A 25,847-nucleotide genomic window follows, 5' to 3' on the forward strand; every position below is an offset into this window, starting at 1 on the left:
CTTAGAGGTCCTAACAAAGGCGTTGTGCGTGGCGGTAAGTGATCAGGCAGGTGGCGAGGCCGAGGAAGGCTTCGTGGATGTCGTCGCGTCGTTCCCATCGGATGCGCAGGCGGCGGAAGCCGTGCAGCCAGGCGATCGTGCGCTCGACCACGTAGCGGAAGATGCCCAGGCCGGAGCCGTGGGGCCGGCCGCGTTCGGCGATGACCGGGCGGATGCCGCGGGCCCAGAGCAGGCGCCGGTACTTGTCGTGGTCGTAGCCGCGGTCGGCCAGGAGCGCGTCGGGCCTGCGCCGGGGCCGGCCGACGAGTCCGGCCACGGCCGGAATCTTGTCCACCAGCGGGATCAGCTGGGTGACGTCGTTGCGGTTTCCGCCGGTCAGCGACACCGCGAGCGGGATGCCCTGGCCGTCGGTCAGGACGTGGTGCTTGCTGCCCGGCCGTGCGCGGTCGACCGGGCTGGGCCCGCTTTTGGGCCACGCCGAGCGGCCCTGACGTGGGAGGAGTCGATCACCGCCCGCGACCAGTCAAGCTTCTTCGCCGCCCGCAGCTTCTTCAGCAGCACGAGATGCAGTTGGTCCCAGACACCGGCCTCGTTCCACGCGGCCAGACGCCGCCAGCACGTCATGCCGGAGCCGAAGCCCAGCTCCTGGGGCAGGTACTCCCACTGGATGCCGGTGTGGAGCACGAACAGGATCCCGCACAACGCCTGCCGGTCCGGCACACGCGGCCGGCCCTCCACCAGCTTCGGCGCCGGCTCGGGCAGCAACGGCTCGATCAGCGACCACAGTTCATCCGACACGATCCACGGCCGCGACTGTCGCTTTCCCACGACCAGACCAACGACCATCCACGCCGAAAGTCACATGATCAACAACTTCTGTTAGGACCTCTTTAGGGGCGCCCAGCGGGTCCGTAGGCGGCGGGGGCCATGGAGCCAGGCGATGGCGGACTCGGCGACCCACCGGACTTTGCCCAGGCCCGAGCCGTGTGGCCGGCCGCGCCGGGCGATCTTCGGTGTGACGCCGCGCTCGCGCAGATGGCGGCGGTAGACGTCGTAGTCGTAGCCGCGGTCGGCGTACAACGTGCGGGGCTTGCGCCGGGGCCGGCCCCGCTTGCCCCGCACCGGCCCCAGGCTGTCGACCAGCGGCAGAAGTTGGGTGACATCGTGACGGTGACCGCCGGTCAGCGACACCCGCAGCGGAGTGCCACGGGCGTCGGTCAGGACGTGGTGCCTCGAGCCCGGCCGTGCGCGGTCAACCTGGCTCGGGCCGACTTTTGGGTTGCTTCGCCCCCGCTTGGCCTGCACGTGCGAGGCGTCGATCGTGACGCGGGAAAAGTCGAGGCGGTCGGCCGCCCGTAACCGGCCCAGCAGCACCCGCTGGAGTTCCTCCCACACCCCCGCCTGCTGCCACTCGGCCAGCCGACCCCAGCAGGCAGGACCCGAACCGAACCCCAACTCCTTCTGCAAGGACTCCTTACTCGTTCGTCTGGGTCAATGCCCTGACTCAGAAGGTCCGCGAGGGCGGCCGCATCAGTCCAGGCCGAGGGTCTCGCGGTGGCCGTCGGCGTTGACGCCGACCGGGATCAGCGCGTGGACGTTGAGGATGGTGCGGGCTGGCTGGCCTTCCTGCGCACGCTCGTCGCCCGCGGCCTGTCCGGCGTCCAACTGGCCATCTCCGACGCCCACATGGGCCTAATCAACGCGATCGGCGCCACGCCGCCCGGGGCGAGCTGGCAGCGCTGCCGCACTCACCACGCCCGTGTCCCTGCTCAGCCAGGTGCCCAAGTCGGCCCAGCCCTGGGTGGCCACGCTGCTGCGGACCATCTTCGAACAGCCCGACGCCGACGCCGTCCAGGCCCAGATGAAGCACGTGCTCGACGCTCTGGAGGCGAAGTTCCCCAAGTCCGCCGAGCATCTCGACGCCGCGCAGGCCGACGTGCTGGCGTTCACTGTCTTCCCGCGCGAGATCTGGCGGCACATCTGGTCGAACAACCCGCAGGAACGCCTGACCAAGGAGATCCGCCGTCGCACCGACGTGGTCGGCATCTTCCCCGACCGCGCCGCCCTGATCCGACGGGTCGGGGCGGTCCTGGCCGAGCAGAACGATGAGTGGACCGAGGCCGCCGCTACAGGGGACTCGACGTCCTCGCCAAGGCCCGCCTCCACCCGATCGAGTCAGAAACCGACGACACCGCCCTGCCCACCGAACTCACCACACAACCTCAAAGAAGAGATCACCGAGTGGCCGTAGACCTCGGCCCGCAGGACGCGGCGGGTCGAAGGACAAGCTCAGCAGAGAGTCCACCCCAACCTGGCAGCGGCAGGCGTGATCCGCCCGGGAAACCTTCCGGAACCCCGCGCAACAGCAGCGTCCCCCCCGTTACCTTTTTCGTGGCTCCGCAATGGGTCCTCCGGCCTTCGGGTCCTGCATGACTTCCCCCTCCTGTTGTTGATGATCCGGGGGGGTGGTGTCACCGGGTCCGGAGGCATCGACGGACCGCTGATGAGGGGCTTTAGCACCGGCTTCACCCGAGCCGGAAGAGCTCTCCGTAACGTGGATGTGGCGGCTCGGTGCCGTGCCAAGGCCGGACGAAAGCGTGATGGAGGGGCCTGCGCGTGATCGACACCGGCGACATCGACGTCTTCCTCGGCCTGGACGTCGGCAAGGGCGAACACCACGCCACCGCCGTCACCCCGGCCGGGAAGAAGGCGTTCGACAAGCGCCTGCCCAACACCGAGCCCAAGCTCCGCGAGCTGTTCGCGAAACTCCAGGCCAAGCACGGAACCGTGCTGGTCGTGGTCGACCAGCCAGCCTCGATCGGCGCCCTGCCGCTGGCGGTTGCGAAAGACATGGGCTGTTTGGTCGCCTATCTGCCGGGTCTGACGATGCGGCGGATCGCCGACCTCTACCCCGGTGAGGCCAAGACGGACGCGAGGGATGCGTTCATCATCGCCGACGCGGCCCGCGCGATGCCTCACACGCTGCGGACGATCGACGGCGAGGACGAAACGATCGCCGAGCTGGAGATGATCGTCGGGTTCGACGACGACCTGGCCGGCGAAGCCACCAGAGTCGCCAACCGACTGCACGGCTGATGACCCAGATCCATCCATCGCTGGAACGGGTGCTGGGGCCGCGGTTGCAGCACCCGGCCGTCCTCACGCTGCTGGAGCGTTTCGGATCTCCGGCACAGATCCGCAAAGTGGGCAGGCGGCGCCTAGTGAGCCCCTTTCATCCTCTGCTGGAGGGTGAGACTGGCTGGCCGACGGGTGCGGTGAGGAGGCAGGGCCCTCGTCGTCGGCGTAGTGGCGCCACTCATCACACCGGCGCCTGGAGGAGCCCACTGCAGCCAATTTTGTGCGCGCAGAGAACACTCGGGCGGCGCTACCAGACAAGCATCGCTTGTACGGACCCGTAACTTCTACACGCAAGGGGCCTGCCTGCAACTACGGCCCCGCGCGCTGTATCAAGGGAGTGAGTCATGAGTTCTCAGGTGAAGGTATTCGGGTTCGGCATGCCGTGGGAGTCGTTGTACGGGTACAGCCAGGCCACCCAGGTCGGTGACACGGTTTACGTGTCGGGGCAGCTGTCTCATGACCGTCACGGCAACTTCGTGGGTGCCGGCGACTTCGAACTGCAGGTCCGCACCACACTGGAGAATCTGGACTTGGTGCTGAGGCAGTTCGGAGCCGAGCGCAGCCAGATAGTGGAGACCACGGTTCTGGTGAGGAGCCTGCGGGAGAACTTCGACACGACAGCACGCCTTCACGCCGAGTACTTCGGGGAGCACCGGCCCACCAGCACGGTCATGGGAGTCTCCGACTTGGCCCTGCCGGACCAACTTGTGGAGATCGGCGCGCTCGTGCGTCTCGACGTGAAGCCATAGGTGAGAAGGCCGGCCTGATTTCTTCGGCCTCCTCATCCTGGATAGTTGCAGATCAGCAGCGTGTGGACAGCCTGGACGATGGTGCTGATGCGGCGGGTGGAGCATCTGGCTCGCCGGAGCAGCCGCCAGGATTTCAGCTGGGCGAAGGCGCGTTCTCCCGGAGCTCGCAGGCGGGCATGATCTCGGTTGAACTGCTGGTGGTGGGCGGGCTGTTCGCGGTGGTGGTAGTACGGGATGCGGACCGTGGCGCCGGCACCCTGGTAGGCGCGGTCTGCGAGCACGAGGACCTGCCGGGTCAGGCAGGCCTGGATGATGCCGTGGGCTCGTGCCGCGGTCAGGTCATGGGTCCTGCCTGGAGTCGCGCGGGAGAACCGCAGCGGTGTGCCGTCGGGACGGGCGATGACCTGCACGTTCATGCCGTGCCGACGGTGTTTCATCGAGTAGTACGGCTCGTCCGCGCGGATCCGGTCGATCGAGATCAGAGTGCCGTCAACGATGACGTGGTCGCCTTCACCGAGGCCGGTGAGAGCTTCATGGAGACCGGGCGCCCAGCCGGCCAGGACCTCCAAGGACTCGTTTACGTAGCGCCAGGCGGTGGCCTGGGATATCCCGAAACCGGCTCCGAGCTGCGAGAACGTCTCGTTCTTGCGTAGGTGGACGAGGGTGAGCAGCGCCTGCTTGAAGCAGCCGAGCTTGCGCCAGCGCGTGTTGCGGGCCCGGCGGTGTTCGTGCAGCAGCCAGGCGACATGCTCGACGAGCTCATGCGGGACGTCGAGCATGGCGGGATACGGAACCAACAGGGCCCCTTCGGTCGCCGGTGTGATGAGTGGAATCACCACGCCGACGACGAGAGGCCCTGCCTCGTCACAACCCCCGCTGACCAGGCCATTTCACCCTTCAGCACAGGATGAAAGAGGCTCAGTCACGTTGTTACGGCCGAAGGCGCCGCGGATGGCCGAGCGGCTCGTCGATGAGATTTTCGCCGCGTTGGACGAGCAGACCGTCACCGTCCCGGGGACGGAGGCGGCCGCGCTGATCGTCCCGAGCCTTGCCGCGTCCCTGACGGCCGTGCTCGACCAGCGGAAGCTCCTGGCTGGGCGGATCGAGGAACTCCTGGAGGAACACCCTCTTTCCAAGGTCCTGACCTCGATGCCCGCATCGGCGTCAGGACCGGAGCCAGGATCCTGATCGAGGTCGGCGACGGCAGCGCTTTCCCAACCGCCGGCCACCTCGCCGCCTACGCCGGCCTCGCTCCCGCGACCCGGAACTCGGGCTCCTCGATCCGCGGCGAACAGCCCTCCAGGAGAGGAAACAAGCAGCTCAAACGGGCCTTCTTCCTCTCCGCGTTCGCGGCCCTGGGCGATCCGGCATGGCGGGCCTACTACGACAAGAAGATCGCCCAGGGCAAGCACCACACTCAGGCTCTCCTCTGCCTCGCCAGACGCCGGGCCGACGTCCTCTTCGCGATGCTCCGAGACGGCACCTTCTACGAACCCAAGCCCGCCCGGGCCGTCGCTCCGCAGACCTAGACCATGGTCAGGAGGTGATCCGTTGGACCGTAGTCGATCTTCCAGTCGGCATAGACCCACAGAACCCGTCCTTGATGCACCGCAGGCCCACCGTCACCCAACGGACCGAGCCGTCGCCGGCCAGCGAGAACGCTGCTGCCGCCTCGAACTCCTTGCTCCCGCAAGGGCAGCCGGCCTCGCCAGGATCAGCGTCCTCCCAGAACTCCTCGCTATCCGCGATGAACGCGCGGCCGCCGCAACCAGCGCACACCCGCTCGGCTCCGCCCTCGACATCGTCAACGAGCACGAAGAACACGCGCCCGTCACACCCGCCACAGACGGACGGAACGATCTTCACCCGACGGTCGTCGTCAACGTTCCGGAGAAACACTGCGAGGTCCGCAGAGACACCCTCGCCAACCTCGTCATCAGCATGCACAGGCACATCGTCCCAGAGCCGAACCAGCACCCCATCCACCTTGACCAGAGACATAGGGGCCCCCAACACGGTGAACGCCCGGTGGAGGACCGGGCGGCGGTGAACGCGCTCCGCGCCCGGCTTCGAGGCGACGCGAGTGCGTCCCTTGGGCACCAACGGTCAAGACGTGGTGCGTTCAGGGACAAATAGGTGGGGGATCCGCGCTCTAGCGTGCTGGTGAACGTCACTCGTTCACTACTGAGGAGCACATATGCCGTACATCACAGTTGGCCAGGAGAACTCCACCGACATCGATCTCTACTACGAGGACCACGGTTCCGGGCAGGCCATCGTGCTCATCCACGGCTTTCCGTTGGACGGGCACTCGTGGGAGCGACAGAGCGCCGCTCTGCTGGACGCCGGTTACCGGGTCATCACCTACGACCGTCGCGGTTTCGGGCAGTCGGCCCAGCCGACGAGCGGTTACGACTACGACACCTTCGCCGCCGACCTGAACACCGTCATGGAGACTCTCGACCTCCGCGACGCCGTCCTGGTCGGGTTCTCGATGGGTACCGGCGAAGTCGCCCGCTACCTCTCCACCTATGGTTCCGGCCGGGTGGCCAAGGCCGCGTTCCTCGCCTCGCTCGAGCCCTGCCTCCTCCAGACCGACGACAATCCGGACGGCGTCGCTCCGCAGGAGTTCTTCGACGGTGTGGTCGCGACGGTGAAGGCTGACCGCTACGCCTATTACACGGCCTTCTACAAGGACTTCTACAACCTGGACGAGAACCTGGGCACCCGCATCAGCGAAGAGGCGGTCCGCCACAGCTGGGACGTCGCCGCGGGCGGGGGCTTCTACGCCGCTGCGGCCGCGCCACTCACGTGGGCGACCGACTTCAGGGCCGACATCCCCGCCATCGACGTACCAACCCTGATCCTGCACGGTACGGGCGACCGGATCCTGCCGGTCGAGGGAACCGCGCGGCTCTTCCACAAGGCGCTGCCGTCCGCGGACTACGTCGAGATCGAGGGCGCCCCGCACGGGCTGCTGTGGACCCACGCCGAGGAAGTGAACGCCGCGCTCGTCGCCTTCCTGAGCAAGTGAGGGACGTTCTCGAAGGGGACTGTTGAAGGGAGTTCTCTCGTCATGGCCGACGCACCGATCCTGGTCCTCGCAGCGACAGGGGGCCAGGGCAGGGCCGTGACAGGTGCCCTGCTCCGGCGGCGGGCGCCCGTCCGCGTGCTGGTCCGTGACCCGCACCGGTGGGCCGCACGCGAACTCGCCGAGCAGGCAGTGGAGGTGGTGGCGGGGTCGTTGAACGACGTCCGCTCGCTCTCCGCCGCCATGCACGGCGTGGCGGGCGTCTTCGCATACACCACGCCCTTCGAAGCGGGCCCGGCGGCCGAGGTCGCACAAGGGCGGGCCATCATCTCCGCCGCGACCCGGCAGCGGGTGCCGCACCTCGTGTTCAGCTCCGTGGCGGGCGCCGACCAAAACAGTGGCGTACCGCATTTCGAGAGCAAGGCGCGCATCGAAACGGACTTGGTCTCCGGTGACGTGCCGTACACGATCCTGGGGCCGACCTACTTCTTCGACAACGCGCTCGGCGGACACGAGCGGGTGCTCCACGGCGTTCTCGATCTGCCACTGCCCTCCGAGCGGCCGTTGCAGCAGCTGGCGCGTGCCGACCTCGGCGCGTTCGCGGCGGAGGTGATGCTCGCCCCGGGTCCCTTCCTGGGACAGCGCATCGAGCTGGCCGGTGACGCTCCCACCCCGGTGGATATGGCGGCGGCCTTGAGCAAGGTCCTGGGGCGGGACGTCCGCCATGAGCAGGTCCCCCTCGGTGCGATCGGCGATCCCGACATGCACGCGATGTGGTCCTTCCTCAACGGATCCGGCTACCGCGTCGACATCCCGGCCCTGCACGAAGCCCATCCGGGGATTCCCTGGACCCGCTTCGGGGACTGGGCCGGCCAGGCCTGGGGCGGGGTGCGCTGAGGGTGCTGAGGAGGAAACGCTCTTCTCAGTTTTTCGAGGCTTCAATGGAACTGCATTCCGGCACTGTCACCCGCGCAGTCACGGCGCATGTCAGATCTCTCAACAGGCCGCCGCTTCCGCTGCCCGCGGAACTGCGGTACCGCGTCACCGATCCCTACGCCGTCGGTATGTCCCTCGGCCCCTTGATCGGCCCACGCATTCCGTGGGTGTTCGCCCGCGACCTCCTGGCCGGGGGCTGCGGCGCCCCACGGGCTCCGGCGACGTCCTGGTGCTGCCCGCGCACGGCCACCACCCGGACACCCTCCGCGTCGTCCTCAGGCACGGGTCGGGTAAGGCCTTGATCGAGCTGCCGGTGACGGAGGTGGCGGACTTCCTCCAGCGGACCTTTTCCCTGGTGCCTGCCGGGGTGGAAAGCACGTATCTGGACGTGGACGGCGCCCTCACTTCCCTCCTGGGAAAAGTGCCCGTCCCTGACTCGTGGCCCCGCGTTGTCATGTGCGACTCATATGCGACGACCAATACCGCATCCCCAGTACCGAGTACGTCATCGAAAGGAATCAGCAATGCAGTTCGGGATTTTCAGCGTCGGTGATCTCACCGTCGATCCGACGACCGGGCGTGCGCCGAGTGAGCACGAGCGGATCAAGGCGATGCTCGCCATCGCGCTCAAGGCCGAGGAGGTCGGCCTCGACGTCTTCGCGACTGGCGAGCACCACAACCCGCCGTTCGTGCCGTCCTCTCCGACGACGATGCTCGGCTACATCGCCGCCCGCACCGAGAACCTGATCCTGTCCACCTCGACGACGCTGATCACGACGAACGACCCGGTGAAGATCGCCGAGGACTTCGCGATGCTCCAACACGTCGCGGACGGCCGCATGGACGTGATGATGGGCCGCGGCAACACCGGCCCGGTCTATCCGTGGTTCGGCAAGGACATCCGGGACGGCATCGACCTCGCCATCGAGAACTACGCGCTCCTGCGCCGCCTGTGGGACGAGGACGTGGTGACCTGGGAGGGCAAGTTCCGTACGCCGCTGCAGTCGTTCACCTCCACCCCGCGCCCGCTCGACGGTGTCGCACCGTTCGTCTGGCACGGCTCCATCCGCTCCCCGGAGATCGCCGAACAGGCCGCGTACTACGGCGACGGCCTCTTCCACAACAACATCTTCTGGCCTGCCAGCCACACCAAGCAGATGGTGAACCTCTACAGGAGGCGCTTCGCCCACTACGGGCACGGCACCCCGGAGCAGGCCGTCGTCGGCCTCGGCGGCCAGGTGTTCATGCGCAAGAACTCCCAGGACGCGGTCCGCGAGTTCCGCCCCTACTTCGACAACGCCCCGGTCTACGGCCACGGCCCGTCCATGGAGGAGTTCACCCGCGACACCCCGCTGACCGTCGGCTCCCCGCAGCAGGTCATCGAGCGGACTTTGTCCTTCCGTGGCTATGTGGGCGACTACCAGCGCCAGCTGTTCCTCATGGACCACGCCGGGCTGCCCCTCAAGACCGTCCTGGAGCAGCTCGACATCCTCGGCGAGGAGGTCGTCCCGGTGCTGCGCAAGGAGTTCGCCGGCCTCAAGCCCGCCGGCGTCCCCGACGCGCCCACCCACGCCGCCCGCATCGCCGCCAAGACGACCACCCCCGAAGGGAGTTCCCGGTGAAGCTCGTCGCCGTCGCGGCGGGACTGAGTTCCCCGTCGTCCACCCGGCTCCTGGCCGACCGCCTCGCCGCGGCCACGCTCGACCATGTGGACGCCGGGGTCGAGGTGGTCGAACTGCGCGACCTCGCCACCGAGATCGCCCAGCACTTCGTCACCGGCTTCCCGGCCGCCCGGCTCGCCGCCGCGCTCGACACGGTGGCCGCCGCGGACGGCCTGATCGCCGTCACGCCGGTCTTCTCCGCGTCCTACAGCGGCCTGTTCAAGTCGTTCTTCGACCTCATCGACAAAGACGCCCTGACCGGCAAGCCCGTGCTCGCCGGCGCGACCGGCGGCACCGCCCGCCACTCCCTGGTCACCGAACACGCCCTGCGCCCCTTGTTCACCTACCTGCGCGCGCTCGTCCTGCCGACCACCGTGTACGCGGCGTCCGAGGACTGGGGCGAAGAGGGACTCGCCCACCGCATCGCCCGCGCGGGCACCGAGTTGGCCCGCTTCATGACCTCCACCGGAACCGAGGCCACCGGCAGCTCCCCGGGCCCCGGAACCGAAACCAGCGCCCCCGGCCCGGGCCCCGGCAGAATCCCCGCCCCCGCCACGGCCCCCGACGTCGACACCACCGCGGCGATCGCACCCCGCTCCCTGCACGGCGCGATCACTTCGGTCGACCCCACCGACGGGTTCGGCGCCGGTCTGGTCCCCTTCGAACAGCGGCTCGCCGCGCTGAGCCGGTTCTCAGGCGGTGCGCGAACACGTCCGGCGGCAGACTCGTGAGCCCCCGCCGCCAGGGACGCCGCAGCGGCCGGACGGGACGGATGAGGGCGCTGACGAAGCCCTTGCTGCACATGTGGGACTGGCAGGGCAAGGCCGCGTGCCGAGGCATGGACAGCGCGGTCTTCTTCTCTCCCAGCGGCGAGCGGGGCACGGCGCGCAGGCGTCGGGAGGAGGCGGCGCGCGCGATCTGCCGCGCCTGTCCGGTGAGCGGCCCGTGCGCCCGCTTCGCTGTGGCCTCGCGGCAGCAGTACGGCGTCTGGGGCGGGATCACCGAGGCCGAACGCCGCTCAGGGGATGCGGTCGCGGGCTGACGATGCCCGGCCTGCCAACGGACAGTCACATCGCCAGTCGACTGACAGATGCCTGCAGGACAGACGCTCGGCAGAGAAGAGGACATGCGGCCGCCGTCGGCGGCATGACCTCGACCCTGGACTCGGCGCAGGCAACACCGATGCGACACCGACCACGGTGTGCGTACGGTGTCCCGGAGCACGGGCCGCGACGCGACAGGGCCGCTATCGCATCGAGCGGAGAACTCCTCATGTCCACACTGCCCGGGCTCACCCATACCCTCTCGCCGCTGCCGCACGCAGAAGACGACCAGTTCTTCCGGTTGGGGGTGGCCGAGAAGGACTCTGTCGCGACGACCCGGGACGGAGGCCGTATCGTCATGAGACCGGGCGACCTCATCTTCTGTGATCCGGGACGACAACGCTCCCCGAGGTTTCCGGACGCCTGCGGCATGACGGTCTTCCGGCTGCCACGCTCCTATCTGGAACTCTCGGAAGCTGACTGGGACCAGCTCACCGGAACGAGGGTCGCGGGCGATGCGGGATTGGGCGGGCTGGTCTCGGACTTCCTGTCGGTGTTGTCCGCCGGGGCCGGCACGCACGCGCCTCAGGTGATTCACCAACTGACCCGCAACACCGTCGATCTCCTGGTCGTCCTCGTCATGGAACTCCTGCAAGGGGCGCAACGGAACGATCCGGCGGTGCCGCACGCCCGCGACGAGATGCTCTCCCAGGTCCGCGCCTACATCGAACAGCATCTGCCGGACCCCGATCTGTCCCCGCAGTCGATCGCACGCGCGAACCATATTTCCGTGCGCTACCTGCACAAGCTTTTCCAGGCCGACGGCATCACCGTGGGGCAGTGGGTGCGGCAGCGTCGGCTGGACTGCTGCCGGCGTGATCTGAGCAGGGCGCCGAACCGCAGGATCACCGTGGCGGCGGTGGCGCACCGCTGGGGGTTCACCAGCGCGGCCCACTTCAGCCGTGTCTTCCGGGCCGCCTACGGCATGACTCCGACCGACTGGCAGGCGCTGGCCTCCTCATAGGCCGGTCCGGCGCGCCGCCGCTGCGTGCTCCGTCCGTGCACTCCTGGACCATCGCCCTGCTCGCGGCGGCATAGCGTGGCAAGGCAGTGGCTCCCGCGCCCGCTCACGGGTCGGCACGGTGGTGCCGGAGCGACCGGCATCCTGGCACGTCCACGGAAACACGTACGGAGAACTGACATGTCTGATGCCGTCGAGCCGGTCCGGCCCGTGCTGGAGGCGGCTGCCGCCGCGTCCGCCCTACCTGTTCGAGCTGACGCCGGTGAAGGGCCGCAGGGCGGTCGACGAGGTGCAATCCGGCGACATCGCTCTGCCGGCGGTGGACAAGGAGTGGGTGGTGGTGCCGGGCCGGCCCACGGGCACTGTCCGGGCGCGTGTCGTCCGGCCCGCCGGGGCCACGGGCGCGCTGCCGGTGGGGGTGGAAGCCGCGGTGGTGTTCCCGGAGTACGACCTGTCGCCCGAGGCCCGCTACCCGGTGGTGATCGAGAGAACCCACGCGGTGGCCCGGTGGATCGCCGAACAGGGTGCGCAGGTGTTGTTCTACCCGGTCACCGTTTCCTCCTTCGGTACCGGTGGTGCTGCGCACAGCACTGGCGGCACTGTGGCTGCGCGCCGGCCTCGCCGATCGCCCGCGGCGTGCGACCACGCTGCGCTTCGCCGTCGGCGTGACGGGCTGTCAACTCGGTTGGGTGGGGCTGTTGTTCCTCCCGGCCACGGGTCGACTTCCCGGCATCGCCGTGATGATCCTCGCGGAGGTGCTGGTCCCTGTGTGGGCGCAGTCCGCGGGCATGACGCCGTGGCATCCACGTCATATCGCGGAGCGCTACGAGCTGTTCACGCTCATCGTGCTGGGCGAGTCCGTGGCGACCGCCACGATCGCCGTACGGGGGGCCTTCGAGCGGCAGCAGAACATCGCCGCCCTGTGCGCCCTGGCCGGGGGCGGGCTGTTGATGGCCTTCGCGATGTGGTGGCTGTACTTCGCCCGGCCCGCGCACACGCTGCTCGCCACGACGCACCAGGCGCACGGCAGACGGTTCACCTGGGCCTACGGGCACTACTTCGTGTTCGCGTCGGCCACCGCCGAGGGGGCGGGCCTGGCTGCCTACGCCGACCACCTCACGCGCCCCGCGGGGACCGCCGGGGTCCTGCCGGCCGCGCTGGGGGTCACGGTTCCGGCCGCCGTCTTCGTGTTCGCCGTCCGGGCGGTGCACCTGCGCCCGCACCGGCGCCGCAAGGCCGATGACGTCCCGTGCGCCGTCACCGTCGTCGGCCTGCTGCTGGCGACGTGGCTCCCGGCGCCCGCGCTGGTTGCCGATGCGCTCTTGGGCGGTGTCGTCGTCGCGGTCACCCGGCAGAACCCCTGAGGCGCTCCCGCGCGGCCGGCGACCACCACCGCGTGCGAAGCGCCCCCGGGCCGCCGGACCACCCGTGCGCTACAGGTCAACCCGCAGTGCACTGACCGGACATCGGGCCCGGCTTTTCCCCCGTAGCGTGATCGGCGAAGCAGCCGCCGCACGGTCGTCCGTGCACCTCGCCGATGTGTCGTCGGCTTGAGCCCGGCCTGTCGCAGATCCCACCCCATACGCCCCGTACGCCCTTCAGGAGGTTGTCGAAAGGTGTCCACGATGCCGGTCGGCGGGCTGATTCCCCGCGCCACCGACGACGCGGCGGACCTCGTCGTCCGCAACGCGAAGATCCACACCGGTGATCCCCGGCTGCCCCAGGCCGAGGCGATCGCCATCCGCGACGGAGTCATCACGACCGTCGGCGGGGACAAGGACGTGGCCGGGCAGGTCGGCCCCGCGACCCGGGTGGTCGACGCGCTGGGCCGCCGGATGATCCCCGGCCTCAACGACTCTCACCTGCACGTCATCCGCGGCGGCCTCAACTACGTGCTGGAGCTGCGCTGGGACGGCGTACGCTCCCTGCGCCAGGGCCTGGCCATGCTCCGGGAACAGGCGGCCCGCACCCCCGCGGGCCAGTGGGTACGGGTGGTCGGCGGCTGGTCCGCCGAGCAGTTCGCCGAACGGCGGCTGCCCATGGTCGCGGAACTCAACGCCGCCGCGCCGGACACCCCCGTCTTCGTCCTGCATCTGTACCAGTGCGCGATCCTCAACCGCGCGGCCGTCAAGGCCGCCGGCTACACCAAGGACACCCCCGACCCGCGGGGCGGACAGATCATGCGGGGACGCGACGGCGACCCCACGGGCATGCTGCTCGCGGCCCCGAGCGCACTGATCCTTTACTCGACGCTGGCCAAGGCGCCGGTGCTGGACGAGGAGCATCGCAAGACGTCCACCCGGCACTTCCTGCGCGAGCTCAACCGGTTCGGTCTCACCTCCGCGATCGACGCGGCGGGCGGCTTCCAGAACTTCCCGGACAACTACGAGACCGTCACGGAGCTGGCCAGGGAGGGCGCGCTCTCCCTGCGGATCGCCTACCACCTCTTCCCGCAGACCGCCGGACAGGAGATCGACGACCTCACCCGGTGGATCGCAATGGTCCGCCCCGAGGACGGCGACGAGTGGCTGCGCCTCAACGGCGCCGGCGAGAACCTCACCTGGGCGGCGGCGGATTTCGAGAACTTCGCCGAGCCGCGCCCCGAACACGCCCCCGATTACGAGGTGGAGTTCGAGGAAGCGGTCCGCCTCCTCATGGAGAACGGCTGGGGTTTCCGCCTGCACGCCACCTACGACGAGACCATCCGCCGTGACCTGGCCGTCTTCGAGAAGCTGGCCGCCGAGGGGTTGTTCCCCGGGAACAACCGGTGGCTGTTCGACCACGCGGAGACGGTGTCCGCCGACAGCCTCGACCGTATCGTCGCGCTCGGCGGCGCCATGTCCGTGCAGAACCGGCTCTCCTTCCAGGGCGAGGCCTTCGTCCGCCGGTACGGGATCGGTGCCGCCGCGGACGCGCCGCCGGTCCGGGCGATGCTGGGGCGGGGACTGACCGTGGGCGCCGGTACCGATGCCACACGGGTCTCCTCGTACAACCCGTGGATCGCTCTGCACTGGCTGGTCACCGGCCGGACCGTGGGCGATCTCACCATCCATCCGCCGCACAACCGGGTCGACCGGGAGACGGCGCTGGAGATGTTCACCACGGCTGGTGCCGCGCTGACCGGTGAACAGGACCTCAAGGGCGTACTACGCCCGGGTTTCCTCGGTGACCTGACCGTCCTGTCGGAGGACTACTTCACGGTGCCGGATCCGGAGATCGCCCACATCGAAGCCCTCCTGACGGTCGTCGGCGGCCGGGTCGTGTACGCCGCCGGCGAGTACGAGGGCATCGACGAGGAGATGCCCGCCGTGACGCCCGAGTGGAGCCCGGTGGCCCACTTCGGCGGCTACCAGGCGACCCCCGCGCAGGCCCGGCCGGGAGTCCGTCAGGCGGAACTGCTCGGCGAGGTCGCCGCCGAGTCGGAGCTGCACCGCCAGTGGCGTGCCCACCGCGGACTGGTCCCCGAGACCGACACCCCGGTCTTCGACCCCTGCTTCTCCCTGTGACCGGAGGCGCGCCCGTGCGCTCCGGCCCTCACACCTCCCTTCCCGGATCGCGGACGACCGTCCGTGATCGTCATCTCTCGTCGCAGAAAGGCACACTCATGGTCGATATCGCCAAGGTCACCGCTGCTCCCAGCCCCGACCTGCTGACCCCCGACAACTGCGCGGTCCTGTTCGTGGACCACCAGCCGCAGATGTTCTTCGGCACGGGCAGCGGCGACCGCACCGCGATCATCAACGCGACCGTGGGCCTGGCGAAGGCCGCCAAGGCCTTCGAGGTCCCCACCGTCCTGAGCACCGTGGCCGCCGAGTCGTTCTCGGGCCCGCTGATGCCGCAGCTCGCGGACGTCTTCCCCGGTCAGAAGATCGTCGACCGCACCACGATGAACGCCTGGGAGGACGAGGCCTTCGTCAAGGCGGTCAAGGCAACCGGGCGCAAGAAGCTCGTCATCGCGGGCCTGTGGACCGAGGTCTGCGTCGTGCTGCCCGCGCTGTCGGCGCTCGCCCAGGGCTACGAGGTCTACGTCGTCACCGACGCGTCGGGCGGCGTCAGCCCCCAGGCCCACGAGCACGCCGTACAGCGCATGGTCCAGGCCGGTGTGGTGCCGGTGACCTGGGTGCAGGTGCTCCTGGAGCTCCAGCGCGACTGGGCGCGCGCGGAGACGTACCTGCCGGTCATGGACGTCGTGAAGGCGTACGGCGGTACCTACGGTCTCGGCGTCGTCTACGCCCAGGCGGTCATCGGCGACCACGCCGCCGGCTGACCCTCCCCCACGGTTGACGACGGACGTCAGGAACAGGCGGATACACGCGATGGACAGCGGATTGCTGCTGCTCCGGCTGGTGGTGGGGCTCCTCATTGCCGGGCACGGAGTGCAGAAGGTCAGTTTCCGGCTGGGCGGCAGCGGGCTGGCCGGAGGAACCGAGGAGTTCCGCCGGGACGGCTTTCGCGGCGGGCAACTCACCGCCCTCGCCGCGGGCGGCAGCCAGATAGGGGCCGGACTGTTCCTGGCGGCCGGACTCCTCACTCCGCTGGCGGCAACGGCCGCCATGGGGGTGATGACGGTGGCCGGCACCGTCAAGTGGCACAACGGGCTGTGGGTCCAGCACGACGGCTACGAGTACCCGTCGGTCCTCGTGGCCGTCGCCGCGGCCCTCGCCCTCACCGGTCCTGGAAAGTGGTCGCTCGACCACGCCCTCGGGCCCATCACCTGGCCCTTGTGGGTCTCCCTCGCGGCGATCGTGATCGGCCCGGCAAGCGGGCTGGTCACCCGAGCGGTGCTGTCGCGGCCGACGGCCGGCGACCCGACGGACGATAGGACACGGCATGCGCAAGCTGCTGACTGACGCCGCACGGACACTCGTCCCGCCCCGGGGCGACCGGCACGGGCCGCTGCCGCCCCTGATGCTCGCGCTGACGGTGGTGACGGGCCTCATCGACGCCGTGAGCTATCTGGCGCTCGGCCGGGTGTTCGTCGCCAACATGACGGGCAACGTGGTCTTCCTGGGCTTCGCCCTGGCCGGCGCGCCGGGCCTGTCGGTGGCGGCCGCCATCGTCTCGCTGCTGTCGTTCCTCGCCGGCGCCTTGGCGGGCGGGCGGTTCAGCACCGGGCTCGCAGCCCATCGCGGACGGCTGCTGAGCACGACGACCGCTCTACAGGCCCTTCTCGTCGCCGGGACGGTGATCGCGGTCGCGGTCGCGCACGGTGAGGTGTCCAGCCCGGTCCGCTACACCCTGATCGTGCTGCTCGGCCTCGCCATGGGGACGCAGAACGCGGTCGCGCGGCGTCTCGGGGTCCCGGACCTGACGACCACCGTCCTGACGCTTACCCTGACCGGTCTGGCGGCGGACTCCACCGTGGCCGGCGGTGCGGCACCGCGGCCCGGTCGCCGGGTGCTGTCGGTCCTCGCCATGTTCCTGGGCGCGCTCGTGGGGACACTCCTGCTGGCACACACCGAACTCGTGCACATCCTGCTGCTGGCGCTGGTGCTGCTCGTGGTGACGTCGGTGACCGCGCGACGGCTGTCGGCCGGCGCACCCGAGTGGACCAGGCCGCCCGCCTGAGGACTGCGGACGCATCGGCCTGGGCGGCGCTGCCGTCCGGGGTACCGGCCGACGGCTTCGACGAAGTCACCCAGGCGGATACGTGACGCCAGAGCCTGGGGCCGGCGTGGCGCGCCACTCGCTGGGGGACACACCGTAGAAGGCCCGGAACGACCTGCTGAAGTGCGCGGCGCTGGCGAATCCGTGCAGGTGTGCCACGGCGGCGATGGTCAGCCCCCGGGTCTGGCGGTGCCGCAGGTCGCGTCGGCAGGCTTCGAGCCGGCGACGCAGGATCCAGCGGCCGACCGTCGTGCCCTCGGCCTGGAAGAGCTTGTGCAGGTATCGCAGCGAAATGTGATGGGCGCGGGCTATGCGCGCGGGCGAGAGCTCGGGATCGGCGAGCTGTTCGTCGATGAACCCCTGGATCCGCAGCAGGAGGGCCCGGTTGGCGTCGGCCGCCTCGGCTCGGCCGCGCCGGAGCCATTCGTCGGCCAGCACCCCGAGCAGGTCCACCGCGTTGCGGGCCATCAACTCACCGATGTCCGCCGAGAACAGCTCCGCGTCGTCCACGAGCCGCGTGACCACTGAGGGCAACAGGGCACCGATGGAGGTGTCGGGCCCGAACGGCACCGCCGTGATCCGGCACAAGTCCTCCTCGTGCGAGCGCAGCGCCGCACGGGGCAGCACCAGGGACTTCACGCGGAAGGAGTGCGTGATGTCCAGCCGGACGGGCCGGAACGTGTCGTAGAGGAAAACGTCGTTCGTCTCCAGAGCCGCCGTCCGCCCGTCCTGGTCGATCCGACCGGCCCCGGACTCCAGGAGGCTGACGACCACGCAGTCCCCGCGCCCGGTGTCCTCGGTCGAGACGGCGGAGCGCCGGACGGTCATTCCGTCGCCCTCCGAGCGCACCACCCGCAGCATGCCGAGGACGGCGGTGCTGACGGAGCCCGAGGACGAGGGGTCCTGCGAGGAGATGTCGACTCCCCCCAACGCATGCGACAACGTGTCACGCCAGTCCGTTCCCTGTGCGCGGGCGGACACCAGTGGCCCGGCGTGGATGGTGGTGCGGGAGCTGCCTCGGGCAGTCGTCCCAGTAGTCATAAGAATGCGTCCCCTTCCTTCCTCACGAGCCTGCCGCGCTCCGCGCGCCCCGCGCGTCGCACGTCCGCGGTGGATCTTGAGGAAGGGTGTGGGATACGAAGCGACTACTCTCCGTGCCGACGTGCGGCTGCGATTTCCGCCAGCTCGACGCGCGAGGTGATGTCGAGCTTGATGAAGGCGCGCCGCAGGTGCGAGCTGACCGTGTGCGGCGACAGCCCCAGGCGCTGAGCGGTCGCCCGGTTGGTCAGACCCTGCGAGACCAGCCGGATGACCGCCACCTCCGACTCAGTCAGTTCGGGCCAGACCGCGGAGGTCCGCTGGGCGGAGGTACGGCGCCGCGGGGCACCCAGGGCGCGCAGCCGGCACCGGACACGGGCGGCGTCACGTTCCGCACCCGCTTCCGTGTAGAGGTCGAGCGCACGGTCGAGACGGGGCACGGCGTCGGCGGCGCTGCGCGTGGCCAGCCGGATGCCGGCGTCTTCCAGCGCCGCGGCCCTGGGGAGCAGTCGGGGGATGCCGTCGTACAGCTCGACGGCCCTGAGCAGCTGTCCGAGATCGTTGTCGAGCAGGCCCCGGGCGTGCGCGGCGGCGGCCGCGAGGACCGGGAAGCCGGGGTTGCAATCCGCCCGGCGCTCCGCGAGGGAGACGGCCGCGGCGGCCCGCTCCGCCGCCCCTGCCCGCAGCGCCATGCGGACGAAGACGACCATGTCGGCCGGGTCGTCCGGGCTGGCGAGGGACGGGCCGTCCAGGGCGAAGGTGCCGAAGGACTCGTCGAGGAGTTCCATGGCACGATCCGGTGCGCCCACGTCGTCCGCCACCAGGGCGAGGAGCCAGGAGCCCACGTTGCGGACGAGGACGGCGGGGTCGCCGACCATGCGCTCGGCCTGCGCGGCGTACGTCGTGACGGCTTCCCGGTCGTTGGTGTGCAGGGCGACGCGCAGAAGCGTGTACAGGGCCGTCGCCTCGGCGAAGTTGCCCATGCCCATCTCGTCCGCCAGCGCCGTGGTGGCCTCGGCCTCCGCGCGTGCGTCGTCCAGGTGGCCGGCGTCGAAGAGCACCCGGGACCGGTTGCTCATCCACAGGCCCATGGCCGCGGCCTGCCCCTGCTTCTGGGTCTCCCGGATGCCGGCCGCGGACTCGGCGAGCGCCCGGTCGGTCCGGCCCTCGGCGTTGAACAGGAAAGCCTGCCACAGCGCCTCCGGCACCCACAGCGAGTGGAGGAAGCCGATGTCGTCCGCGAGGGACGACGCCTCGTCGGCCAGCTCGAACGCCCGCTGCCACTCCATCCGGTAGAAGCGGACGACGGAGTCGACTGCGATCGCGGTGGCCCGGGCGGCGTCGTCATCGCCCTCGGCCGCCGCCGCGAGGGCTTCGGCAACGGCCCGTGACGTCGCCTCGAAGTCACCGATCATCGACAGGTTGAGGCAACGCAGCGCCAGCAACTGGGCCCGCACACCCTCGGAGATGTCAGGAAGCGCCGCCCCGATCCGGGCCTGCTCGGCGGCCTCGGTGAAGTCGAACTGGCTGGAGAGGCGGGCCAGACCGAGCCGCAGCCGGGCCTCGGCCTCCGGCCGCATGCTCCCCGGCAGGACCGCGGCGGCCAGCGCCCGAGCCTGTCCGGCCTGTCCCGTCTGCCACAGCAGCAGCATCGTCTCCGCGACGATCGCGGGATGCTCCGGCGCGGTCTCCGCGGTCAGTTCCAGCGCCCGCCGGCTGAGCTGTTCGGCCGATGCCGGAGCCGAAGCGGACAGCTCGGCAGCGGCGGCCCTCAGTAGCTCCACAGCTCGCTGGTCCCCGGCCTCGGCGGTGTCCACGAGCAGGGCGGCCGCCTCGGTCACCGGGGCTCCGCGTGCCAGCAGCACTTCGGCGGCGTGCCGCCGCAGAGCCCGGTGCACGGCCACGGGGATGCTGCTCTCGACGGCCTCACGGAACAGGTCGTGACGGAACAGCAACCGCTCGTCGCGCTCGACGAACAGATGGGCGTCCAGGGCCTCCTGCACCGGCGCTATCAGCGAGGCCGTGGGCCGTCCCAGCAGCTCGGCGAGGAGCCCGATGGTGACCGTGCGGCCGACCGCCGAAGCCGTCTGTACGACCTCGCGCGTCGCCGGGGTGAGACGGTCGAGAGCGAGCCGTACGGAAGCCTGGAAACGGGCCGGCACCTCGTCGCCGACCAGTCGTGCGATGTCGCCCTCGACGACCACGGAGTGCTCTTCGCGCATGCTGCGCAGCAGTTCGACGAGCAGCAGCGGCACACCTTCGGCCCGTCCAGCCGCCTTCAGCGTCCCGGCGTCGGGCCTGGCCCCCAGGACGTCCTCGGTGATCTCGGCCACCGCCTCGGCGGTGAGGGGACCGAGTTCCAGGCGGAGTGCGCCAAGTTGCCCGAGGCGGTCCAGCGTCGCGCGGACACCCGGCGCGGCGGCGTTGGTTCGGACCGCCAGGAGCCACAGGATGGCGTGCGACGAGAGTCGCGCGGTCAGCGTGCGCAGGGCGAGGAGGGTGACGTCGTCGAGCCACTGGACGTCGTCCAAGGCGATGACCAGCGGCATGTCGAGCGCCGCCTGCTCCAACCGGTCCTGCAACTCCTGGAGCAGCCAGAAGCGTTGCTCGGAAGCGCTCGCTAGGTCGCGCAGGCGGTCGACGTCGAACAGCGTGCCGCTGTCCGTGAGCAGTCCGTCCAGCAGCGGCCCCAGGGGAACGAACTGCCCGTCAGGATCGGCGCCGCCTTGGAACACTCGCAGCTCGCGGCGCATTGCTCGTCCCCACGCTTCCACGAGCAGGCGGCTCTTGCCACTGCCGGGAGCCCCCTCGACACACACGATGCCGCCGCGGCCCTGCGCCAGCTCGGCAAAGCGCTCGTCCAGGAGAGCCAACTCCGCATCCCGTCCCCGTACGGGCGGCTGGCTGTCGCCGATCCTAGGTAAGGGCACGGGTTGCCGAAAAACTTTCAACGTATTCCTCTGTAGCGCGGTGAGCAATGACCGTGAGTGCACACTTGCACGGCCACAGCATGTCATGTCCAAAAAATCGCGACACGACGGCACCCGGGGGTGGGCGTCGATCCTCGCGAGCATGAGCGGAGCTGCCCTCCCCCTCTCCGGCCGCCGGTCTGCCGACGCTCGTGCCGGAGAACGTCAGAACATCAGGGCCATCTCACGGCAGCGACGTGGGGACGGTGCCGCGAACGGCCACCCCGTCGCGGGTGCGCATGCGCCGCAGTTCCCACAGCCCGACGGCGGTCACCGACACCGGGCCGCCCAGCAGCGAGAGAGCTGCACGCCGGGCGGACCCTGGGCCGGCATGCCGCTGTCGATGAGGTCGAAGATCGCGAACACCCACACGAACACAGCCGAAGGGGCGGTGGATCAAACACCTGAACACCCAGTTCGGGTCGGTCGACTCGACGCTTACATCATCGCCGACTTCATCGACACCCGCTGCCGACCCCGGCCTGCGGGACCAGCACGGGTGGGCGACCGGACAAGCACCCACGGCGCGAGATGGTGGACACGATCCGATACACGGTCGACACCGGCTGCAAGTGGCGGGGCCCTGCCCAAGGACTTCCCGCCCTGGCGCATGTGTTACGGATTCATGCCCCGCTGGGCCGCCGCTGGCATCGTCGGACAGATCCGTGGCCAGGATCCGCAAACGCATCCGCCGCGAGATGGGCCGGGCGCCCAGCGCGGTCGCCACCGTCATCGACTCCCAGTCCATCAAGGCTGCGGAGACGGTCGGCCACGACGCCCGCGGCTACGACGGCGCAAAGAAGACATCCGATGCGGAAGAACTGTCAAGCGGCTTGTGGTAGTTGACTGCCTGATGGGGCGGGAAAGGCGACGCACCCCTCCTCCTCAGACGAATGCCCACGTCACGCGGCGCCTTCACCCGTTCCCACCTCCCAAACAGGTCGAGCCGACGAAGGAAGTCAGAAAACCGCAGGTCAAGAGGCCTTTCCAGTGGGTTCCAGGATCGCAACGCACTCCACGTGGGAGGTCATCGGAAACAGATCGAACGCCCGCAACGTCCGCACCCGGTACCCCCCGTCCCGGAAGTACCCCAGGTCCCGCGCCAGCGCGGCCGGGTCGCAGGCCACGTACGCGATGCGGCGCGCGCCCAGGGACGTCAGGTGCTCGACCGTCCTGCGCCCCGCCCCCGCCCGGGGCGGGTCCAGGACGACCAGGTCGACCTCGGTGATCCCGGTGCGCGGGAGCACGCTCTCCACCTTGCCCTGTTCGATCCGCACCCGGTCGAAGCCCGCGAGGTTGTGCCGGGCGTCCTCGACCGCGCGCTTGCCGGACTCGATGCCGAGGACCGCGCCCTTGTCGCCGAGCCGATCGGCCAGCGCGCCCGCGAACAGGCCGACGCCGCAGTAGAGGTCGAGGGCCATCTCGCCCTTGCGCGGCAGCAGGCCCTGCATGACGGCGGTCACCAGGGTGTCCGCGGCCTTCGGGTGGACCTGCCAGAAGCCGCCGCTGCCGACCCGGTACGTCCGTCCGTCCGCCCGCTCGCGCACGAAGGGGCGCCCGTGGACGCGGTGCACGCCCCCGTCCTTCTCCTCCACCCGCATGACCGACACCGGACGGTCCAGTTCCACGAGGGGCAGGCGGGCGCCCGGACGCGGCGTCAGGATCACCTGCCGGTCCTGCGATCCGGTCGCCGCGATCGCCTCGACCGACGCCATACCGCTCCAGTCGCGCTTCTCGACGCCGAGTTCGCTCACTCCGGCAGCGGCGATCATGCAGTGGTCCACGGGCTCGACCTCGTGCGAGCGGTGCCGGCGCAGACCCGCGCGCCCCGTCTCGGCGTCCACGGCGTACTGCACGCGCGTGCGCCACTGCGGCACCTGCCCGGCGGGCAGCTTGTCACCCTCGGCCGGCATCACCGTGCCGTCCCAGCCGGCCTCCTCGGGGGTGAGCCCCGCGAGCCGCTGGAGCTGCTCGGCGACGACCTCGCCCTTGAGCCGGCGCTGGGCGCCCGGCTTGGCGTGCTGCCAGTCGCAGCCTCCGCAGCGACCCGGTCCTGCGAAGGGGCAGGGGGCCTCGACGCGGTCCTTGGACGCCTCCAGGATCCGTACGGCGTCCGCGCGCAGGAACCGCGCGCCCTCCTCGCCCTCCGTCACCCGGGCCACGACCCGCTCGCCGGGCAACGTGTGCCGTACGAACAGCACCTGACCCGCGTCGGTACGGGCGATGCAGTGGCCACCGTGGGCGACGGGGCCGATCTCGACCTCGTACTCGCTCCCCACCAGTGTCTTCTTCGGTTCTGCCTGCATGGCGGGGTGACTCCACAACGTCGAACGAGGAACGGCCGGACAACAGCCCACCAGTCTACGTGGCTGTCGTCCGGCCGTTCACCAGCCGGTCCGTCCCAGGGGCCTACGAGCCCGAGGACCCCGGAGCGGAGGAGGAAGACCCCGAGGCCTCCTTCGGCCGTCCGTCCTGCGCCGGACCGCGCCGCACCGAACCAGGCGCGTTCCACTCCTGCCGCTTGCGGGCCCGCATCCGGGCCACCTCGGAGGACTCCAACTGGTACGGGACGGAGGTGACCATGACGCCCGGTGTGAACAGCAGCCGGCCCTTCAGCCGCAGCGCGCTCTGGTTGTGCAGCAGGTGCTCGTACCAGTGGCCGACCACGTACTCCGGGATGATCACCGAGACGGCGTCGCGCGGCGACTCCTTGCGCAGGCCCTTGACGTACTCGATGATCGGCCGCGTGATCTCGCGGTACGGCGAGTCGAGGACCTTCAGCGGTACGTCGATCCCGCGCCGCTCCCACTCCTCGCGCAGCACCTTCGTCTCCGCCTGGTCGACGTTCACGGTGAGCGCCTCCAGGCTGTCGGAGCGCATCAGTTTGGCGTAGGCCAGGGCACGCAGCGTGGGCCGGTGGATCTTGGAGATCAGGACCACCGAGTGCACACGGGACGGCCGTACGCTGTCGTCGCTCGGGCCCTCCGGGGCCGCGATCTCCTCGGCCACCCGGTCGTAGTGCTTACGGATGGCCGTCATCGTCGCGTAGAAGATCACCATGCCGAGCAGGGCGACCCAGGCGCCGTGCGTGAACTTGGTGACGAGGACGACGACCAGGACCAGGCCGGTGAAGAAGGCGCCGAAGGTGTTGATCGCGCGGGAGCGGACCATGTGCCGGCGTTGGGCCGGGTCGGTCTCGGTGGCCAGGTGGCGGTTCCAGTGGCGGACCATGCCGGTCTGGCTGAGCGTGAAGGACACGAACACACCGACGATGTAGAGCTGGATCAGGCGGGTGGAGTCGGCGCCGTAGACGATGATCAGGAAACTGGCCGCGCCGGCGAGCAGCACGATGCCGTTCGAGAAGGCGAGGCGGTCGCCGCGGGTGTGCAGCTGGCGGGGCAGGTAACGGTCCTGGGCGAGGATCGAGCCGAGCACCGGGAAGCCGTTGTAGGCGGTGTTGGCGGCGAGGAACAGCACCAGGGCGGTGGCCGCCGCGAGCACCAGGAAGAAGAAGCTGCCCTTGCCGAAGACGGCCTCGGCGACCTGGGTGATCACCGGGTTCTGGACGTAGTCGGCGCCGACGCCGACGCCGTTCTTCAGCAGGTCGGCGGCCGGGTTCTCGGCCATCCGGACGTCGGTGACCAGGGCCAGGACGATGATCCCGCAGAACATCGTGACGGCCAGCAGGCCCATCGCGGCCAGCGTGGTCGCCGCGTTCTTCGACTTGGGCTTGCGGAACGCCGGCACGCCGTTGGAGATGGCCTCGACACCGGTGAGCGCCGCACAGCCGGAGGAGAAGGCGCGCAGGAGCAGGAAGACGAGCGCGAAGCCCGCCAGGCCCTGGTGCTCGGCCTTGATCGTGTACTCGGCGGTCGGCGCCCGCATGGTGTCGTCGAGGACCAGGCCCCGGAAGGCACCCCATGCGATCATGATGAAGACGCCCGCGACGAACACGTACGTCGGGATCGCGAAGAGCTTGCCGGACTCCTTGACGCCACGCAGGTTCATCAGCGTCAGCAGGACGACGACGGCGACCGCGCAGGCCACCTTGTGCTCGACGACGAAGGGGATCGCGGAGCCGAGGTTCTCGATGCCGGAGGCGATGGAGACGGCGACGGTGAGGACGTAGTCGACGAGCAGGGCGCTCGCGACGGTCAGTCCCGCCTTGGCGCCCAGGTTCGTGGTGGCGACCTCGTAGTCGCCGCCCCCGCTGGGGTAGGCGTGGACGTTCTGACGGTAGGAGGCGACCACCGTGAACATCAGCACGACGACCGCGACGGCGATCCACGGGCTGAAGTGGTAGGCCGACACACCCGCGATGGAGAGGACCAGCAGCACCTCCCCGGGCGCGTAGGCCACGGAGGACAGCGGGTCGGAAGCGAAGACGGGTAGGGCGATGCGCTTCGGCAGGAGCGTTTCCCCGAGCCGATCACTGCGCAATGCGCGCCCGATCAGGATCCGTTTGGGCACGTCGGTCAGTTTGGACACAACAGTGAAGCGTAAGCCTTCGAACACGGGGCCGCCCACCCTCCCCCCGGGTGAGCCGGGTGCCGGAGCGTCGCGTCTGCCTCCCGGGTGAAATCGGCCGGGCCGCGGCTGCCGATTCCGCAGCCGCCCCGATCGCCATGTCTCTGTGACGAACCCTCGTACGCCG

18 protein-coding genes and 8 pseudogenes are annotated in these 25,847 nt (G+C 69.8%); 18 read left to right on the forward strand and 8 right to left on the reverse strand.

Annotated features, from left to right (window positions below; translation table 11 throughout):
• Positions 1-10: 10 nt before the first annotated feature.
• Positions 11-846, reverse strand: a pseudogene (locus tag ACIBVL_RS29260) (IS5 family transposase).
• Positions 847-900: 54 nt separating this feature from the next.
• A pseudogene (locus tag ACIBVL_RS29265) lies at positions 901-1,473 on the reverse strand (IS5 family transposase); the annotation flags it as partial.
• Here ACIBVL_RS29265 and ACIBVL_RS29270 point away from each other — a divergent pair.
• The 3 genes and pseudogenes from ACIBVL_RS29270 to ACIBVL_RS29280 all read left to right on the forward strand — a co-directional run.
• Positions 1,473-2,214, forward strand: a pseudogene (locus ACIBVL_RS29270) (IS256 family transposase); the annotation flags it as partial. The pseudogenes ACIBVL_RS29265 and ACIBVL_RS29270 sit on opposite strands and share 1 nt — an antisense overlap.
• A 402-nt stretch (positions 2,215-2,616) precedes the next feature.
• A pseudogene (locus tag ACIBVL_RS29275) lies at positions 2,617-3,227 on the forward strand (IS110 family transposase); the annotation flags it as partial.
• A gap of 255 nt (positions 3,228-3,482) precedes the next feature.
• Positions 3,483-3,887, forward strand: a complete 405-nt coding sequence (locus tag ACIBVL_RS29280; RefSeq protein WP_141573509.1) for a RidA family protein — start codon at positions 3,483-3,485, stop codon at positions 3,885-3,887.
• 32 nt (positions 3,888-3,919) lie between these two features.
• On the opposite strand, the gene ACIBVL_RS29285 is transcribed toward ACIBVL_RS29280, so the two are convergent.
• Positions 3,920-4,726 (reverse strand): IS5 family transposase, encoded by an 807-nt coding sequence (locus ACIBVL_RS29285; protein WP_399101553.1) that lies wholly within the window; start codon positions 4,724-4,726, stop codon positions 3,920-3,922.
• An 88-nt stretch (positions 4,727-4,814) separates the two neighbouring features.
• Between ACIBVL_RS29285 and ACIBVL_RS29290 the strand changes: the two are divergent.
• Positions 4,815-5,416, forward strand: a pseudogene (locus ACIBVL_RS29290) (transposase); the annotation flags it as partial.
• Between the two features lie 7 nt (positions 5,417-5,423).
• Here ACIBVL_RS29290 and ACIBVL_RS29295 read toward each other — a convergent pair.
• Complete coding sequence (locus ACIBVL_RS29295) at positions 5,424-5,888, reverse strand: hypothetical protein (protein ID WP_399101555.1); 465 nt, start codon at positions 5,886-5,888, stop codon at positions 5,424-5,426.
• A 196-nt stretch (positions 5,889-6,084) separates the two neighbouring features.
• On the opposite strand from ACIBVL_RS29295, the gene ACIBVL_RS29300 reads away from it, so the two are divergent.
• The 13 genes and pseudogenes from ACIBVL_RS29300 to ACIBVL_RS29360 all read left to right on the forward strand — a co-directional run bounded on the left by ACIBVL_RS29300 (position 6,085) and on the right by ACIBVL_RS29360 (position 17,147).
• Positions 6,085-6,921, forward strand: a complete 837-nt coding sequence (locus ACIBVL_RS29300; RefSeq protein ID WP_399101557.1) for an alpha/beta fold hydrolase — start codon at positions 6,085-6,087, stop codon at positions 6,919-6,921.
• A 42-nt stretch (positions 6,922-6,963) separates the two neighbouring features.
• A complete protein-coding gene (locus ACIBVL_RS29305; RefSeq protein ID WP_399101559.1) occupies positions 6,964-7,815 on the forward strand; it encodes an NmrA/HSCARG family protein in 852 nt (283 codons plus the stop codon).
• Between the two features lie 44 nt (positions 7,816-7,859).
• Positions 7,860-8,407: pseudogene (locus ACIBVL_RS29310) on the forward strand (SsgA family sporulation/cell division regulator).
• Positions 8,379-9,476 (forward strand): LLM class flavin-dependent oxidoreductase, encoded by a 1,098-nt coding sequence (locus ACIBVL_RS29315; RefSeq protein WP_399101561.1) that lies wholly within the window; start codon positions 8,379-8,381, stop codon positions 9,474-9,476. The pseudogene ACIBVL_RS29310 and the gene ACIBVL_RS29315 overlap by 29 nt, the downstream one beginning before the upstream one ends.
• Positions 9,473-10,246 (forward strand): CE1759 family FMN reductase, encoded by a 774-nt coding sequence (locus ACIBVL_RS29320; protein ID WP_399101563.1) that lies wholly within the window; start codon positions 9,473-9,475, stop codon positions 10,244-10,246. The genes ACIBVL_RS29315 and ACIBVL_RS29320 overlap by 4 nt, the downstream gene beginning before the upstream one ends.
• A gap of 41 nt (positions 10,247-10,287) precedes the next feature.
• Entirely contained in the window at positions 10,288-10,557 is a 270-nt protein-coding gene (locus ACIBVL_RS29325) for a WhiB family transcriptional regulator (protein ID WP_399101565.1), read from the forward strand.
• Positions 10,558-10,787: 230 nt separating this feature from the next.
• A complete protein-coding gene (locus ACIBVL_RS29330; protein WP_399101566.1) occupies positions 10,788-11,582 on the forward strand; it encodes a helix-turn-helix domain-containing protein in 795 nt (264 codons plus the stop codon).
• A gap of 177 nt (positions 11,583-11,759) precedes the next feature.
• Positions 11,760-12,153, forward strand: a pseudogene (locus tag ACIBVL_RS29335) (alpha/beta hydrolase fold domain-containing protein); the annotation flags it as partial.
• Between the two features lies 1 nt (position 12,154).
• Positions 12,155-12,943 (forward strand): low temperature requirement protein A, encoded by a 789-nt coding sequence (locus tag ACIBVL_RS29340; RefSeq protein WP_399101568.1) that lies wholly within the window; start codon positions 12,155-12,157, stop codon positions 12,941-12,943.
• A gap of 261 nt (positions 12,944-13,204) precedes the next feature.
• On the forward strand, positions 13,205-15,085 hold the full coding sequence (locus ACIBVL_RS29345; RefSeq protein WP_399101832.1) for an amidohydrolase: 1,881 nt from the start codon (positions 13,205-13,207) through the stop codon (positions 15,083-15,085).
• Between the two features lie 98 nt (positions 15,086-15,183).
• The gene (locus tag ACIBVL_RS29350) at positions 15,184-15,846 is read left to right on the forward strand and encodes a hydrolase (protein ID WP_399101570.1); all 663 of its coding nucleotides are present in this window, start codon (positions 15,184-15,186) and stop codon (positions 15,844-15,846) included.
• 49 nt (positions 15,847-15,895) lie between these two features.
• A complete protein-coding gene (locus ACIBVL_RS29355) occupies positions 15,896-16,429 on the forward strand; it encodes a DoxX family protein (RefSeq protein ID WP_399101572.1) in 534 nt (177 codons plus the stop codon).
• Positions 16,410-17,147: a YoaK family protein gene (locus ACIBVL_RS29360; RefSeq protein WP_009340868.1), complete on the forward strand. Its 738-nt coding sequence runs from the start codon at positions 16,410-16,412 to the stop codon at positions 17,145-17,147. The genes ACIBVL_RS29355 and ACIBVL_RS29360 overlap by 20 nt, the downstream gene beginning before the upstream one ends.
• 66 nt (positions 17,148-17,213) lie before the next feature.
• On the opposite strand, the gene ACIBVL_RS29365 is transcribed toward ACIBVL_RS29360, so the two are convergent.
• Both ACIBVL_RS29365 and ACIBVL_RS29370 read right to left on the reverse strand, forming a co-directional pair.
• The gene (locus ACIBVL_RS29365; RefSeq protein ID WP_399101575.1) at positions 17,214-18,227 is read right to left on the reverse strand and encodes a helix-turn-helix domain-containing protein; all 1,014 of its coding nucleotides are present in this window, start codon (positions 18,225-18,227) and stop codon (positions 17,214-17,216) included.
• Between the two features lie 104 nt (positions 18,228-18,331).
• Positions 18,332-21,217 (reverse strand): AAA family ATPase, encoded by a 2,886-nt coding sequence (locus ACIBVL_RS29370; RefSeq protein ID WP_399101577.1) that lies wholly within the window; start codon positions 21,215-21,217, stop codon positions 18,332-18,334.
• Between the two features lie 444 nt (positions 21,218-21,661).
• Between ACIBVL_RS29370 and ACIBVL_RS29375 the strand changes: the two are divergent.
• Positions 21,662-21,996: pseudogene (locus tag ACIBVL_RS29375) on the forward strand (transposase); the annotation flags it as partial.
• A gap of 171 nt (positions 21,997-22,167) precedes the next feature.
• On the opposite strand, the gene ACIBVL_RS29380 reads toward ACIBVL_RS29375, so the two are convergent.
• A complete protein-coding gene (locus ACIBVL_RS29380; protein ID WP_399101579.1) occupies positions 22,168-23,499 on the reverse strand; it encodes a class I SAM-dependent RNA methyltransferase in 1,332 nt (443 codons plus the stop codon).
• A 103-nt stretch (positions 23,500-23,602) separates the two neighbouring features.
• Positions 23,603-25,681, reverse strand: coding sequence for an APC family permease (locus ACIBVL_RS29385; protein ID WP_399101581.1), 2,079 nt, complete (start codon positions 25,679-25,681; stop codon positions 23,603-23,605).
• Between the last annotated feature and the right edge of the window lie 166 nt (positions 25,682-25,847).

Origin of the sequence: Streptomyces sp. NPDC049687 (assembly GCF_044465285.1) — a bacterium.
GTDB lineage: Bacteria > Actinomycetota > Actinomycetes > Streptomycetales > Streptomycetaceae > Streptomyces.

Bases quoted from the DNA above. Each gene is read 5' to 3' on its own strand.
- ACIBVL_RS29280 (WP_141573509.1), top strand. From the start codon at position 3,483: ATGAGTTCTCAGGTGAAGGTATTCGGGTTCGGCATGCCGTGGGAGTCG.
- ACIBVL_RS29295 (WP_399101555.1), bottom strand. From the start codon at position 5,888: ATGTCTCTGGTCAAGGTGGATGGGGTGCTGGTTCGGCTCTGGGACGAT.
- ACIBVL_RS29300 (WP_399101557.1), top strand. From the start codon at position 6,085: ATGCCGTACATCACAGTTGGCCAGGAGAACTCCACCGACATCGATCTC.
- ACIBVL_RS29305 (WP_399101559.1), top strand. From the start codon at position 6,964: ATGGCCGACGCACCGATCCTGGTCCTCGCAGCGACAGGGGGCCAGGGC.
- ACIBVL_RS29315 (WP_399101561.1), top strand. From the start codon at position 8,379: ATGCAGTTCGGGATTTTCAGCGTCGGTGATCTCACCGTCGATCCGACG.
- ACIBVL_RS29325 (WP_399101565.1), top strand. From the start codon at position 10,288: ATGAGGGCGCTGACGAAGCCCTTGCTGCACATGTGGGACTGGCAGGGC.
- ACIBVL_RS29330 (WP_399101566.1), top strand. From the start codon at position 10,788: ATGTCCACACTGCCCGGGCTCACCCATACCCTCTCGCCGCTGCCGCAC.
- ACIBVL_RS29345 (WP_399101832.1), top strand. From the start codon at position 13,205: ATGCCGGTCGGCGGGCTGATTCCCCGCGCCACCGACGACGCGGCGGAC.
- ACIBVL_RS29350 (WP_399101570.1), top strand. From the start codon at position 15,184: ATGGTCGATATCGCCAAGGTCACCGCTGCTCCCAGCCCCGACCTGCTG.
- ACIBVL_RS29355 (WP_399101572.1), top strand. From the start codon at position 15,896: ATGGACAGCGGATTGCTGCTGCTCCGGCTGGTGGTGGGGCTCCTCATT.
- ACIBVL_RS29360 (WP_009340868.1), top strand. From the start codon at position 16,410: ATGCGCAAGCTGCTGACTGACGCCGCACGGACACTCGTCCCGCCCCGG.
- ACIBVL_RS29365 (WP_399101575.1), bottom strand. From the start codon at position 18,227: ATGACTACTGGGACGACTGCCCGAGGCAGCTCCCGCACCACCATCCAC.
- ACIBVL_RS29380 (WP_399101579.1), bottom strand. From the start codon at position 23,499: ATGCAGGCAGAACCGAAGAAGACACTGGTGGGGAGCGAGTACGAGGTC.